11 protein-coding genes, 1 pseudogene and 1 riboswitch are annotated in these 13,881 nt (G+C 71.5%); of the genes and pseudogenes, 9 read left to right on the plus strand and 3 right to left on the minus strand.

Annotation, left to right across the window (positions count from 1 at the left end):
* Positions 1-41 precede the first annotated feature (41 nt).
* Entirely contained in the window at positions 42-815 is a 774-nt protein-coding gene (locus G1H10_RS00340) for a cobalt-precorrin-6A reductase (RefSeq protein ID WP_174263951.1), read from the minus strand.
* Between the two features lie 41 nt (positions 816-856).
* Between G1H10_RS00340 and G1H10_RS00345 the strand changes: the two genes are divergently transcribed.
* Positions 857-1,939, plus strand: coding sequence for a cobalt-precorrin-5B (C(1))-methyltransferase (locus tag G1H10_RS00345; protein ID WP_163731056.1), 1,083 nt, complete (start codon positions 857-859; stop codon positions 1,937-1,939).
* A gap of 80 nt (positions 1,940-2,019) precedes the next feature.
* Here the strand turns inward: G1H10_RS00345 and cobM are convergent, their stop codons facing one another.
* Positions 2,020-2,781 carry a precorrin-4 C(11)-methyltransferase gene (cobM, locus tag G1H10_RS00350; protein WP_163731059.1) on the minus strand — a complete coding sequence of 254 codons (762 nt, stop codon included), beginning with the start codon at positions 2,779-2,781 and terminating at the stop codon, positions 2,020-2,022.
* 30 nt (positions 2,782-2,811) lie between these two features.
* A complete protein-coding gene (gene cbiE, locus G1H10_RS00355; protein ID WP_312856516.1) occupies positions 2,812-4,293 on the minus strand; it encodes a precorrin-6y C5,15-methyltransferase (decarboxylating) subunit CbiE in 1,482 nt (493 codons plus the stop codon).
* Here cbiE and G1H10_RS34340 point away from each other — a divergent pair.
* From G1H10_RS34340 to cobO, 8 genes and pseudogenes are all read left to right on the plus strand, one after another.
* Positions 4,174-5,631, plus strand: a pseudogene (locus G1H10_RS34340) (cobyrinic acid a,c-diamide synthase CobB); the annotation flags it as partial. The gene cbiE and the pseudogene G1H10_RS34340 sit on opposite strands and share 120 nt — an antisense overlap.
* Before the next feature lie 36 nt (positions 5,632-5,667).
* A riboswitch (cobalamin riboswitch) is annotated at positions 5,668-5,855 on the plus strand.
* Between the two features lie 118 nt (positions 5,856-5,973).
* Positions 5,974-7,026, plus strand: coding sequence for an ABC transporter substrate-binding protein (locus G1H10_RS00365; RefSeq protein WP_163731062.1), 1,053 nt, complete (start codon positions 5,974-5,976; stop codon positions 7,024-7,026).
* Positions 7,023-8,102 (plus strand): ABC transporter substrate-binding protein, encoded by a 1,080-nt coding sequence (locus G1H10_RS00370; protein ID WP_216852750.1) that lies wholly within the window; start codon positions 7,023-7,025, stop codon positions 8,100-8,102. Before G1H10_RS00365 ends, G1H10_RS00370 begins: the two co-directional genes overlap by 4 nt.
* Positions 8,095-9,288 (plus strand): FecCD family ABC transporter permease, encoded by a 1,194-nt coding sequence (locus tag G1H10_RS00375; RefSeq protein ID WP_216852751.1) that lies wholly within the window; start codon positions 8,095-8,097, stop codon positions 9,286-9,288. Before G1H10_RS00370 ends, G1H10_RS00375 begins: the two co-directional genes overlap by 8 nt.
* Positions 9,285-10,094 carry an ABC transporter ATP-binding protein gene (locus tag G1H10_RS00380; protein WP_163731066.1) on the plus strand — a complete coding sequence of 270 codons (810 nt, stop codon included), beginning with the start codon at positions 9,285-9,287 and terminating at the stop codon, positions 10,092-10,094. The genes G1H10_RS00375 and G1H10_RS00380 overlap by 4 nt, the downstream gene beginning before the upstream one ends.
* Positions 10,091-11,044 carry a (2Fe-2S) ferredoxin domain-containing protein gene (locus tag G1H10_RS00385; RefSeq protein WP_163731069.1) on the plus strand — a complete coding sequence of 318 codons (954 nt, stop codon included), beginning with the start codon at positions 10,091-10,093 and terminating at the stop codon, positions 11,042-11,044. The genes G1H10_RS00380 and G1H10_RS00385 overlap by 4 nt, the downstream gene beginning before the upstream one ends.
* Positions 11,041-13,263, plus strand: coding sequence for a magnesium chelatase subunit D family protein (locus G1H10_RS00390; RefSeq protein ID WP_163731072.1), 2,223 nt, complete (start codon positions 11,041-11,043; stop codon positions 13,261-13,263). Before G1H10_RS00385 ends, G1H10_RS00390 begins: the two co-directional genes overlap by 4 nt.
* A gap of 2 nt (positions 13,264-13,265) precedes the next feature.
* Positions 13,266-13,880: a cob(I)yrinic acid a,c-diamide adenosyltransferase gene (gene cobO, locus G1H10_RS00395; RefSeq protein WP_163731075.1), complete on the plus strand. Its 615-nt coding sequence runs from the start codon at positions 13,266-13,268 to the stop codon at positions 13,878-13,880.
* Position 13,881: the final 1 nt, after the last annotated feature.

A 13,881-nucleotide genomic window follows, 5' to 3' on the forward strand; every position in this document is an offset into this window, starting at 1 on the left:
CGCGCCTCATGGCAGGCGCTCAACGTGCCATGGGCCGACGCTCAACGTGCCATCCCGTCGTCGTGGCGCAGCACCGACTGCACCCACGCCAGCGCGTCGGCGACGGTGCCGACCGTGGTCACCACCGGACGTCGCGGCCGCCGGACCACGACGACCGGACAGCCGAGCTCGCGTGCCGCGGTGAGCTTGGCCTCGGTGTATCTGCCGCCGCTGTCCTTAGTCACCAGCACGTCGATCCCGCGCGTACGCATCAGCGTCCGCTCTGTGTCGACCGTGTACGGGCCGCGATCCAGCAGCACCTCCGCGTTCGGTGGCAGCGGCGGATCCGGCCGGTCGACACACCGGATGAGAAACCAGACGTCCGTGACGGGAGCGAATGCCGGCAACCCCTGCCGTCCGGTGGTGAGGAACACCCGTTCTCCCAACGCGGGGAGCATGCCGGCGGCGTCCTCCAGCGAGTCCACCCACCGCCAGTCGTCCCCCCGCCCGGCCCGCCATCCGGGCCGTTCCAGCCGGAGCAGCGGCACCCCGGTGGCGGCGGACGCGCTCGCGGCCGAGGCACCGATGCGTTCAGCGAACGGATGTGTCGCGTCGACCACCGCGGCGACGCCTTCCCGGCCCAGCCATGCCGCCAGGCCCTCTGGACCGCCGAATCCACCGATCCGGACCTCCCCGGTCGGCAGCCGCGGCTCCGTGACGCGGCCGGCCAGCGACGAGACCGCCCGGACGCCGCAACGTTCCAGCTCCGCCGCCAACGCACGGGCTTCGGAGGTTCCGCCCAGCACCAGCACGGTTTCGCTTGGCCGCTCGGTCATGGCGTACCGTTCGGGTACGTGGGAACAGCAGGGACGACAGTGTGACCACCGAGCGAACCACCGAAGGGCTGCGCTACGGCTGGACGACGGGCGCCTGCGCGACGGCCGCGGCCACCGCCGCCTACACCGCACTGCTGACCGGCGAGTTCCCCGACCCGGTGGAAGTCCGGCTGCCGAAGGGCCGGCGGCCGTATTTCTCCCTCGCCACCGAGCGGCTCGACGACGGCGTGGCCAGCGCCGGCGTGGTCAAGGACGCCGGCGACGACCCGGACGTCACCCACGGCGCGCTCATCGTCGCCACGGTCCGTGCCGGCCGGCCCGGCAGCGGCGTCGCCTTCCGCGCGGGCGACGGCGTCGGCACGGTCACCCGCCCGGGCCTGCCCCTGGACGTCGGCGAACCGGCGATCAACCCGGTCCCGCGGCAACTGATCCGGGAGGCCATCGGACGGGTCGCCGGCGAACACGGCGGCAGCGGCGACGTCGTCGTGGAGATCTCGATTCCGCACGGCGAGGAGATGGCCCGTCAGACCTGGAACCCGCGGCTCGGGATCGTCGGCGGGCTCTCCGTCCTCGGCACCACCGGCGTCGTCGTACCGTACTCGTGTTCGGCGTGGATCGACAGCATCCGGCGCGGCGTGGACGTCGCCCGCGCGATGGGCCATGTGCACGTCGCGGCCGCGACCGGCAGCACGTCGGAGCGCGTCGTCCAGGAGATGTACCAGCTCCCGGACAGTGCCTTGCTGGACATGGGGGATTTCGCCGGCGCCGTGTTGAAGTACCTGCGGCGGCATCCGATCCCGCGGCTGACCGTCGCCGGCGGCTTCGCCAAGCTGTCCAAGCTGGCCGCCGGTTTCCTGGACCTGCACTCCAAGCGGTCCCAGGTGGACTTCGCGCTGCTCGCCGAGATGGTGACGGCGGCCGGCAGCCCGGATCTCGCCAGCTCGATCGGCCACGCCAACACGGCGATCCACGCGCTGGAGCTCGCCCAGACCGCCGGGATCGACCTCGGCACGCTGGTGGCACGGCGCGCACGAGACACGGCTTCGGAGGTGCTGGGCGATGCGCCCGTAACGGTCGACGTCGTCGTGGTGGACCGCGCCGGGACCGTCGTCGGCCGCGCCTGAACACCGCCCTACCCCATGATCATGAACACTTACCGTGCTATGTGAACGGTAAGTGTTCATGATCATGGGCGGGCGAGGGGTCACAGTGGGGTCGGCTGCTTGGACCGGTCGCGTCCCGCGGAGTAGAGGAAGCTGTCCGGGAAACCCTCCGCCGCCAGCACCGGGCCGACGAAGATCGTCGCCGCGCGCGTGATGCCCGCGTCCCGGACCATCCCGACCAGGTCGCCCACGGTCCCACGGACCACCTGCTCACCGGGCTGAGAAGCCAGCGCGACCACGGCCGCCGGGCAGTCCGCCCCGTAATACGGCAGCAGCTCCTCGACGACCTGTTCGATCCGGTTGACCGCGAGGTGCAACGCCAGCGTGGTGCCGGTCGCCGCGAAGGCGGCCAGCTTCTCCCCCTCCGGCATCGACGTGGATCGCGCCTGCGCCCGGGTGAGAACCACACTCTGGCCGACGGTCGGCACGGTCAGCTCGCGCTTCAGCACCGCCGCCGCAGCCGCGAACGCCGGCACGCCCGGCACCACCTCGTACGGGACACCGGCGGCGTCCAGCCGGCGCATCTGCTCCGCGACCGCGCTGTACACGGAGGGGTCGCCGGAGGTGAGACGAGCCACGTCCGCGCCCCGCCGGTGCGCGGCGACCTGCTCATCGATGATCTGATCCAGAGTGAGATCGGCGGTGTCCACCAGCCGGGCACCGTCCGGGCAGTGGTCGAGCAACTCGGTGGGGGTAAGGCTCCCCGGGTACAGGCACACCTGGCAACGGGCGAGCAGGTCGCGTCCGCGCACGGTGATCAGGTCGGCGGCGCCGGGGCCGGCACCGATGAAGTAGACGGTCACGAATTCTCTCCTTGTCCGGCCATCAAGCCATCAGGCCACATCGCGGGGCGCGGCGGCGGATCCGTGCGGTGCGACGCCGTCGTCGCGCGCCCGGCAGTAGCTCCATTGGGTCACGGTCCGCGCCGGTGTCCACCCGGTGAACCCACCCAGCGGCGCCGCCCGTTCGATCGAGTGCCGGGTCAGCTCCCCGCCGTGTGTGGCGTAGGCACCGGTCAGGGCGGACTCGGCCTGCACCGTCACACCGTGTGCGACGAGCCGCCCGCCGGGCGCGAGCGCGGCGACACACCCGTCCAGGACACCGGGTTTGCTGACGGCACCGCCCAGGAACACCGCATCCGGCGGTCCGGGTAGGTCACCCAGCATCCCGGGCGCCGAACCGACCACCACGCGCAGGTCCGGGACGCCGAGCCGCTCCGCGTTGCGACGGATGCGCTCCGCACGCTCCGGATCGGCCTCGAGCGCCACGGCACGGTTGGCGGGATGCACGCGCATCCATTCAATGGCGACGCTGCCCGATCCTGCGCCGACGTCCCACAGCAGCCGGCCGGGCAGCGGCACCAGCCTGGCCAGACAAGCGGCACGAAGATCACGCTTGGTGAGCTGGCCGTCGTGCTCGAATGCGTCATCTTCAAGGCCGGGGACCGTCGCCAGCGGGGACACGTCGGACTCGATCCGACACTCCACAGCGACGACGTTCAGCGCCGCGCCCGGTGGCTCCGCCCAGCCGGCGGCAACCCCGGCCACGGTGCGTTCACCGTCTCCGCCGAGATTCTCCAGGACGGTGACCGCGCTGCGACCGTACCCGCGCTCGACCAGCAGGGCGCAGAGTTCGGCGGGCGTGGCGGCGTCCGCGCTGAGGACGAGGATCCGCTGCCCGGGTGCCAAGACTCGGCTCACCCGGTGCACGTTCCGTCCGACGACGCTCACCACATCGGTCTGTTCGGCCGCCCATCCCATCCGGGCACGGGCGAGCGCCACCGACGACACCGCGGGCAGGATACGCACCGCGTCCCGGCCGAACACCTCCAGCAACGTCGTCCCAACCCCGCTGACCAGTGGGTCTCCGCTCGCCAGGACGACGACGCACCGCCCTCGATGCGCCGTGAACAGCTCCCGCAGGCCATCGCGGAACGGCTTCGGCCAGGAGACCTTTCTCACATCGTCGGTGGGCACCATGGCAAGGTGACGTTCGCCACCCACCAGCACGTCCGCCCCTTCGATGGCGGCGCGGGCCGACTCGGTCAGACCAGCCCAGCCATCTGCGCCGATGCCGACGACGGTGATCCGTCCGGGAGGCGCTGGTTCGGATACGGCTGGCTGGCTCACGGTCCCACACCGTAGCCGAAGTCGCGTACCGTCCTGCACAACGTGGTTCGCAGGAAGGAGGGGTCGATGGCGCACGCGCTCCCCCGACTGGTGATCGCTGCGCCGGCATCCGGCCAGGGCAAGACCACGGTCGCATCCGGGCTGATGGCCGCGCTGCGAGACCGCGGCCTGGAGGTCTCCGGTCACAAGGTCGGGCCGGACTACATCGATCCGAGCTACCACGCACTGGCCACCAGCCGCCCTCCCCGGAACCTCGATCCGCACCTGCAGGGCGAGGAGCGCATCGTTCCGCTGCTGCTGCACGGGGCGGGCGCCGCTCCTGGCCGCCGGTCCGCGGACGTCGCCGTCATCGAAGGCGTCATGGGCCTGTTCGACGGGGCGCTGGGCACCGACGGCTTCGCGTCCACCGCCCACGTGGCCAGGCTCACCCGCACGCCGGTCGTGCTGGTCGTCGACGCGAGTGCCGCCAGCCGCAGCGTCGCCGCGGTAGTCCACGGATTCGCCACCTTCGACCCGGACGTCACGCTGGCCGGTGTCATCCTGAACAAGGTCGGCACCGAACGGCACGCGGCGGAGATCACCGCCGCGCTGCGGACCACCGGCGTTCCGGTGCTGGGGGTCCTGCGCCGGTCGCCGGGCATCGAGACACCAAGCCGGCACCTCGGTCTGATCCCGGCCGGCGAACGCGGTCGGCAAGCGGCGGAGATGCTCGGCCGGCTCCGGGCATGGATCACCGAAGGTGTGGATCTGGACGCCGTCATCCGGGCCGCCCGCACCGCTCCGGCACTACACGCGGAGCCGTGGGATCCGGCTCGGGCTCTCGCCTCACCGGATCCGGTTGCTCTCTCCTCACCGGATCCGGTTCCTCTCGTCCGGAAAGATCTGGAGGCCGTCCGTGACGTCGACGGACCAGCCGGTGCGGCAACCGTCGTACCGCACAGGGCGGGGCGGGCGGTGGTCGCGATGGCGGCCGGGCAGGCGTTCACCTTCCGGTACACCGAGAACGTCGAACTGCTCCAGGCCGCAGGTGCGGACGTCGTGGACATCGACCCGCTGACCGAGGCCGCGCTTCCCGACGGGTGTTCGGGGCTGTACTTCGGCGGCGGCTTCCCGGAAGTGCACGCCGAGCCGCTGGCCTCGAACGACCCGCTGCGCCGCGCCGTCGCCGCCAGTGCCGGGCGGCTGCCGATCGTCGCCGAGTGCGCCGGCCTGACCTACCTCTGCCGCGAACTCGACGGACAGCCCATGACCGGCGTGCTACAGGCGTCCGCCCGGATGACGGAGCGGCGCACGCTGGGCTACCGCACGGCGGCGGCCGCAGGCGACAACGTCCTCGCCCCGTCCGGTGCGGCCGTCACCGGGCACGAGTTCCATCGCACCCAGGTGACGCCACGCCACGGGCGTCCGGCCGCGTGGGCGTGGGGCGGCGACCACGAGGGCTTCGCCGGTCCGCTCCTGCACGCCTCGTACCTGCACACACATTGGGCGGGCCACCCGCAGCTGGCCCGCCGGTTCGCCGCGGCCGCCACCCGCACTCTGCGGGACACCGGCTCGCACCGGTACAGTGGTGCCTGCCGTGGTGCACGGGAAGCCGGTGTGAAACCGGAGCGGCCCTCGCCACTGTGATCGGGAAGTCCCCGGCCGTTCCCCTGCAAGGGGAGTCACTGGGCAGCGCACGCGCCGCCTGGGAAGGCAGGCCGGACGACGTACCCGTCAGCCAGGAGACCGGCCACGGCACTGCAAGCTGCGATTCCACGAGGTGATGGAAGGCGGTCTTCAATGACCACACCTGCGCATACCCAGGCGCGTCCGCAACGTTCCGCTCGATCCGGCCACAGCGCCGACTCCCCCTCATCGCCGAGGTCCATGCGGCGCGGTGCTGCCCTCGCCGGTACCGTGGCGCTGGCCACGCTTGCCGCCTGCGGGAACGCCGCGACCGACGACGAGGCGACGACCGCCGCAGACGCAACGCCCACCGGAGCGGCGACGGCGAGCGGCGACTCCAGCCCGGCCGGGACGTCGGACGCCACGTCAACCGCGTCCGGGCCGGTGATCATCGACAACTGCGGCCTGCAGGTCACCGTCGACGCGCCTCCACAACGCGCGGTGACCATGAACCAGTCCGCCACCGAGGTGATGCTCGCGCTCGGGCTCGAGGACCGGATGGCCGGCACCGCCTACCTCGACGATGCGGTCCTGCCACAGTTCGCCGACGCCTACGCGACCGTCCCGGTGCTGAGCGAGGCGTATCCATCGCAGGAGGCGCTACTCGACGCAGAGCCGGACGCGGTCTACGGCGCCTACCCGAGCGCGTTCCAACCTGACGCCGCCGGCGATCGGGCTGAACTGCACGAGCTGGGCGTCTCCACCTACCTGTCGCCCGCCGCCTGCCCGGACAAGGCGCCGGACGAACCGCTGGAGATCGAGACGGTCTGGCAAGAGATCCAGGACATCGGTGCGATCTTCGGTGCCACCGACCAAGCGGCCGCGCTGGTCGAGCAGCAGCGTTCCGACCTCGCGGAGGCGGTCGCCGCGGCGGACGACATGTCCTCCACCACGGTCATGTGGTGGGACGGCGGGACGGACGCGCCCAGTGTGGGAGCGTGCTGCGGCGCACCCGGGATGATCATGAACGCCGCCGGTCTGCAGAACGTCTTCGCCGACATCGAGGGCAACTGGGCCGACGTCAGCTGGGAGCAGGTCGCCGAGCGCGACCCCGACGTGATCGTCCTGGTCGACGCGGAGTGGAGCACCGCGGAGGAGAAACGGGACACCATCGAGTCCACGCCCGGCGCCCGTGAGCTTCCGGCCGTCGCCGACGGCCGGTTCGTCGAGGTGCCCTTCTCCGCGACCACACCGGGCGTGCGCAACGTCCGTGCTGTGGCAGACCTGATCACCGGGGTGGAGGGTCTGCAGTGAGTGACCGACCCCACACGTCAGGCCACCGCGCGACCTTCCCCGGACTCACCGCGTTGGGGCTGATCACGGCGCTGTCCGTGGCCGGATGCGGTTCCGCGGGCGACGACGCCGGCTCCCGCACGAAGGACGCGTCCGCAGACGGCGGCGGGCAGCCGGCCTCAGATCCGGTCGGCGCCGACGAATGGCCGCTGACCATCGACAACTGCGGCATCGAGGTCACCCTCCACGAACCGCCGCAGCGCGTCGTGACCCTGAACAAGCCGGCGACGGAGATTCTGCTGGCGCTGGGTCTGCGCGACCGGGTGGCGGCAGTGGCCGGTGCGCCGGACGACACGGTCGCCGCCGAGGTGGCTGACGATTTCGCCGCCGTCGACGTCCTGGTGGAGAAGGACTACCCGAGCTTCGAAGCGTTGGTCGACACCGAGCCCGACTTCGTCTACGCCGCCTACCCCAGCGCGTTCCGCGATGACGGCGTCGGCAGCCGGGAGACCTTCGCCGATCTGGGTGTCCCGACCTACCTATCCGAAGGTCGCTGTGAGAACCGGGATGAGCACGAGCCGATCTCCGTCGAGGACATCTGGTCCGAGATCACCGAGATCGGCCGCATCTTCGGCGTCGGCGACGAGGCCGACCGACTCGTGGCCGACCAGCGCGAGCAGCTCGACCAGACGCTGGCGTCGCTGGACGGGCTGCCGGCCCGGACCGTCTACTGGTGGGACATGCGCACCGACACGCCGTTCGTCGGCGCCTGCTGCGGTGCACCCGGCATGATCATCGACGCGCTCGGCTTCCAGAACATCTTCGACGACCTTCCCGGCCATTGGGCGGACGCGAACTGGGAGCAGGTGGTCGAGCGGGATCCGGACATGATCGTGATCGCTGACTTCGGCGACGGCGACGCCGCCGAGAAGCTCGAGTTCATCACCTCTGACCCGACGCTCAGCCAACTCCGCGCGGTGCGGAACGACGCCCTGGTGACGCTGCCGTTCGCGATGACGACGCCCGGAATCCAGACCGTCGACGCCATCGAGACCCTGGCCCAAGCCGCCGCCGAGGCAGGTGAGGAGGGTGAGTAACGCAGCCGCCGAGACCACGGGCGGCCATGCCGCATCCGGCTCCGTCCTACGGGGCTCCGGCGTACAGGGCTCCGGCGTACAGGGCTCCGGCGGGCCGACACGCCCGAGCCCTCCACGCAGCGGCGGCCGTCCGTCGTTGCGCGCCCTCTCCAGCGGCGGGATCGTCCTCGGTTCGGCCGTGCTTCTGCTCGCGTCGGTGTTGGTGGCCGTGGTGCTCGGCCAGGCGGACATCACTGTGCGCGAGGTCTGGACCGTGCTGACCGACCGGCTCAACCTGTCCTTCCTTCAGATCGACGCGGTCGGGCTGGGCGCGCAGCAGCCGAGCGACATCCGGGCCGACGTGATCTGGGAGATGCGGCTGCCCCGGGCGGTGAACGCCGTCGTTGTCGGCGCGGGCCTCGCCGTCGTCGGCGCCATCATGCAGACGCTGACCCGCAACCCGATGGCCGACCCCTACCTGCTGGGCATCTCCTCCGGCGCGTCGACCGGCGCAGTGCTGGTGATCGTGGCCGGATTCGGGTCCGGCCTGGTCGGAGTCTCCGCCGGTGCCTTCGCCGGGGCGCTGCTCGCGTTCGTGTTGGTGCTCGTCTTCGGCCAGCGTTCCGGCACCCTGACACCGGTACGGATGATCCTGGCCGGGATCGCCATCGGGCAACTGTGCGGCGCGCTGACCACGTTCGTGATCCTGTGGGTGGCGGATCCGCACGCCACCCAGGACGTGCAGTTCTGGCTGTCCGGTTCGCTGGCGGCGTCGCGGTGGTCATCGTTGCGGATCGCTGCTGTCGTCCTCGTACTGGCCCTCTTGCTGTGCCTGTGGCACGCCCGCGCGCTGAACGCGTTCGCCTTCGGCGACGACGCGGCGGCGTCGCTCGGCATCGACGTCAATCGGGTGCGCTGGGTGCTGCTGGTCGCGTGCGCGCTGCTCACCGGGGTGCTGGTGGCGGTCAGCGGTGCGATCGGGTTCGTCGGGCTGTTGCTGCCGCATGCCGTCCGATTCCTGGTCGGGCCGGATCACCGGCTGGTGCTCCCGTTGTCGTGTGTGCTCGGCGGCGCGTTCCTGCTCTGGGTGGACACGGTCGCGCGGACCGCCTTCGACCCCCGCGAACTCCCGGTCGGGGTGGTCACCGCGATCCTCGGCGTGCCGGCGTTCATCTGGATCCTGAAGAAGCGGCAGGTGCGCGCATGACGATCACCTCCGCCCAGGCGCCCACCGGCCTCAACGTGCATGAGATCAGCTGGTCGGCGAAGGGCACACTCATCGTCGACGGCATCGACCTGCGGGCGCCGTTCGGCAAGATCACCGGCCTGCTCGGCCCGAACGGATCCGGCAAGACGACGCTCCTGCGCGCCGTCGCCCGGCTGTCCACCCCGGACCGGGGCGTCGTCCATCTCGACGGCACCGATCTCGCCGGCCTCCGCCGACGCGAGCTGGCCCGTCGGCTCGCGGTGGTGGAACAGCACGCGGGCACGGATCTGGACGTGACCGTGCTCGACGTCGTCCTGCTGGGCCGCACCCCGTACCGGTCGGCGTTGCAGAGCGACTCGGAGCATGACCGGGCGCTGGCGCTGGATGCCCTGCGTCAGGTGCGCATGGCCGACTTCGCCGACCGGAAGTGGGGGACGCTCTCCGGCGGCGAGCAACAACGCGTCCAGCTCGCTCGGGCGATCACGCAGCAACCGTCGCTGCTGGTCCTGGACGAGCCGACGAACCATCTCGACATCGCGCACGCTCTCTCGCTGCTCTCTCTGGTGCAGCGGGCGAACCTGACGACCCTGGCCGCCCTGCACGACCTGAACCTGGCGGCGATGTACTGCGACCACCTGGTGGTGCTGCGTGACGGACGGGTCGAAGCGAGCGGTACCGCCGCCGAGGTACTCACCCCGGAGCTGCTCCGGGATGTCTACGACGTGCACGCCGACGTGGGGACGCACCCGGTGACCGGGCGGCCGTTGCTGACCTTCCACCCGCCGGCCGGGGGTGATCTCGGATGAGCCGGGAGATCGTGCTGGTCGGGCGAGCACTCGGGGCGCCGTCTGCCGAGCGGGCCCTCGGAGACCTGGCGAGCAGGCTGGCGGAACGCCTGAACGCACAGCTACACCTAGACGTACGGATAGACACCGCCATGCTCGATCACGGCGAGCGCTCGCTGCACGACGCCCTCGATGGCTGCCTCGACTCAGGCGCTGACCACGTGCTGGTGGTGCCGGTGCAGATCCCTCGCGACCGTTATCTGGAGACGTGGACCGCGAAGGCCATCGCCCATTGGCGCGAGCGGGGGGCGGCACGGGTGGCCGGCGCCCGCGGCGCCGTCCCCGACGTCCGGATCGCTGCTCCCGTCAGCCAGACGGCCGAGCTGGTGCAGGCGTTGTGCGCGGTGGTGGACGGCCCGAGCCGGGCGGTCACTGAGTCTCCGGAGTCGTTCCGCAGTCCGAGCTGGTCCGATCTCGGCGAGCACCGCCATCATGTGCTCGTCTGCCGCGGTCCGCGCTGCTCGTCGCACGGCAGTCCGGCGGTGGCCGACGCGCTCGGCGCCTGCCTGCGGGACGGTCCGGTGGGATACGACGACGTCCTGGTGACGAACACCGGCTGCCTGGTGCCGTGCAATCTCGGGCCGATCGTCGTCGTTCAGCCCGACGACGTCTGGTACACGTCCGTCGACGCCGACGCCGTCCGGCGCATCGTCGACGACCACCTGGCCGGCGGCCGCGTCGTCGAAGATCTGTGTACGCCTCGAAGCCGCCGTTCCGCACCGCACGAGACACCTGTCGAGGAGCACCACGCTTCCGTGGAGCCACCGGGGCAGCGGCACCAAGCCTCCATGCGGCCGCCCGAACAACACCAAGCCTCCACGGTGCCAACAGGGCAGCGGCACCAAGCCTCCACGGTGCCGCCCGAACAACACCATGCTTCCATGATGTCGACCCCCCAGGAGAACGCATGAGCTCCCGGTTTCCGTTCACGGCCGTCGTCGGCATGGAGGACCTGCGCCTGGCGCTGATCCTCTCCGCGGTCTCACCCTCCACCGGCGGAGTGCTGGTTCGAGGTGAGAAAGGCACCGCCAAGTCGACCATGGTGCGCGCGCTCGCGGGTCTGCTGCCGCCGGTTGACGTCGTAGCCGGCTGCCGGTTCTCGTGCGCTCCGAAGAACCCGGATCCGGACTGCCCGGACGGGCCGCACACAGACGCCGACGACGCGCTCAGCCGTCCGGCCCGGCTCGTCGAGCTGCCCGTCGGGGCGTCGGAGGACCGGGTGCTCGGCTCCATCCACCTGGAACGGGCGTTGTCGGACGGCGTGACCGCCTACGAGCCCGGGCTGCTGGCCGCCGCCCACCGCGGCATCCTGTACGTGGACGAGGTGAACCTCCTCCACGACCATCTGGTGGATGCGTTGCTGGACGCGGCGGCCATGGGCACGGTGACGGTCGAGCGGGAGCATGTCTCCGTCTCGCACGCGTCGCGGTTCGTCATGGTCGGCACCATGAACCCCGAGGAAGGCGAGCTGCGGCCACAGCTGCTCGACCGGTTCGGACTCACCGTGGAGGTGACCGCGAGCCGGGATCCGGCGGTCCGGGCCGACGTCGTCCGCTCCCGGCTCGCCTACGAGGCGGACCCCGCCGGTTTCGCCGCACAGTACGCCGACAGCGAGCGTCGGCTGTCCGCCGAGATCGCGGCGGCGCGGAACCGGCTCGGCGACGTAGTCCTCACCGACGCGGCACTCCAGCAGATCACCGAGGTCTGCGCCGCGTTCGAGGTCGACGGGATGCGCGCGGACCTGATCACTGCGCAGACGGCGATCGCACACGCGGCCTGGTCCGGGCGGACGATGGTCGAGACCGAGGACGTCCGCGCCGCGGCCCGGCTGGCGCTTCCGCACCGCCGGCGGCGGAACCCGTTCGACGCTCCCGGGGTCGACGAGGAGGAGCTGGAACAGGTGCTGCGGGACACCGCCCCCGACGACGGTCCCGGGCCGGACGGTCCGGAGCCCGGTGGTCGAGAGCCGGACGATCCCGGGCCGGACGGTCGAGGGCCAGAGGATCCCCGACCCGACGATCCCGGACCCAACGATCCGGGCCCGGGTGGCGGACCGGACGCGGGCCCGGGTGGGCCGCCCGACGGGGAGCCCGGTTCCGGGCCGGGCGACGACGCCGCGGCGACCCGCGCGGCTGCCACCACCTCCTCCGGTGCCGGCAGCGAGGAGGACACGTCCCCGACCGGCGGACGAGCGGGCAACGGCGACATCCAGGGCGCCGGCTCCCCGTACCAGGCACGGTTGCTCACCGTCGCCGGGCAGGGCGCGGGCGCCCAGGGGCGTCGGTCCAAAGCGATCACCGGCAACGGCCGGACGATCGGAGCGCGACATCCGCAGGTGGGCGAGTCCGGAAGCCCGCATCTGGTAGCCACGTTGCTGGCCGCCGCACCTCACCAGCGGCACCGCCAGGATACAGACCACGCTCCCTCGCGCCTGGCAGACCACGACGCGCCGGCGATCACGGACGATCCGCCGCCGTGCAGGCGCCGCCCGAGGGTCCGGCTGCGCCACGAGGACCTGCGGCTCGCGGTCCGTGAAGGGCGCGAAGGCAACCTGGTGCTGTTCTGCGTCGACGCATCCGGCTCCATGGGGGCACGGCAGCGGATGCGCGAGGTGAAGGCGGGGATCCTGTCCCTGCTCCTCGATGCCTACCAGCGCCGGGACAAGGTCGGTCTGGTCACCTTCCGCGCAGGCGATGCCGAGCTGGCCCTACCGCCCACGTCCAGCGTGGAGACGGCCGCCGCCCGGCTGGAATCGCTGCCGACCGGTGGACGTACCCCGCTGGCGGAAGGGCTGGCTGAGACGGCGCGCGTCGTTGCTGTGGAGGCGGTGCGGGATCCGCGTCGGCGGCCGCTGGTGGTGGTCGTCACCGACGGGCGGGCTACTGCCGGCGCTGATGCCGTGGCGCGTTCGCGCACCGCAGCGGCGTCGCTCGCCCGCGAGTTGTATCGGAGGCGGGGAACGGCCGTCGTGGTGGACTGCGAGACCGGGTTCGTCCGGCTGGGACTGGCCGAATCGCTCGCTGCCCACCTCAACGCCCAGCACCTACCCGACCTTTCCATGATCATGAACACTAACCGTTCACATAGCACGGGAAGTGTTCATGATCATCGGGTGAAGGGAGCAGCGTAACCATGCCGCAGGGACAGCCGGCCGTCGTGCCGCATGACGGCCTCACCACTCGCCAGCGCCGCAACCGCCCGCTGGTGATCGTGCACACGGGCGAAATGAAGGGGAAGTCGACGGCCGCGTTCGGCACGGCGCTGCGCGGCTGGAACCAGGGCTGGGACATCGGTGTGTTCCAGTTCGTCAAGTCGGCGAAGTGGCGCGTCGGCGAGGAGACGGCGTTCCGCGCGCTCGGCAGGCTGCACGCCGAGACCGGTGAGGGCGGGCCGGTCGAGTGGCACAAGATGGGCGAGGGTTGGTCCTGGTCCCGGAAGAAGGGCACCGAGCAGGACCACGCGGCGGCCGCTGCCGAGGGATGGCGGGAGATCGCCTCCCGGCTCGCCGCCGAACGGCACACGCTCTACGTGCTGGACGAATTCACCTACCCCCTCCACTGGGGCTGGGTGGACGTGGACGAAGTGGTGGAGACGTTGCGCACCCGGCCCGGCCACCAACACGTGATCATCACCGGCCGCAACGCTCCTCCCACCCTGGTCGAGGCCGCGGACCTGGTACTGGAGACCACCAAGGTGAAGCACCCCATGGACACCGGCCAGAAGGGCCAACGCGGGATCGAGTGGTGAC

Source organism: Phytoactinopolyspora halotolerans (genome assembly GCF_010550675.1).
In the GTDB taxonomy this organism is placed as follows: Bacteria; Actinomycetota; Actinomycetes; order Jiangellales; family Jiangellaceae; genus Phytoactinopolyspora; species Phytoactinopolyspora halotolerans.

Coding starts and splice junctions, on each gene's coding strand:
- G1H10_RS00340 (WP_174263951.1), bottom strand. CDS start 815: ATGACCGAGCGGCCAAGCGAAACCGTGCTGGTGCTGGGCGGAACCTCC.
- G1H10_RS00365 (WP_163731062.1), top strand. CDS start 5,974: ATGCGGCGCGGTGCTGCCCTCGCCGGTACCGTGGCGCTGGCCACGCTT.
- G1H10_RS00380 (WP_163731066.1), top strand. CDS start 9,285: ATGACGATCACCTCCGCCCAGGCGCCCACCGGCCTCAACGTGCATGAG.
- G1H10_RS00385 (WP_163731069.1), top strand. CDS start 10,091: ATGAGCCGGGAGATCGTGCTGGTCGGGCGAGCACTCGGGGCGCCGTCT.
- G1H10_RS00390 (WP_163731072.1), top strand. CDS start 11,041: ATGAGCTCCCGGTTTCCGTTCACGGCCGTCGTCGGCATGGAGGACCTG.
- cobO (WP_163731075.1), top strand. CDS start 13,266: ATGCCGCAGGGACAGCCGGCCGTCGTGCCGCATGACGGCCTCACCACT.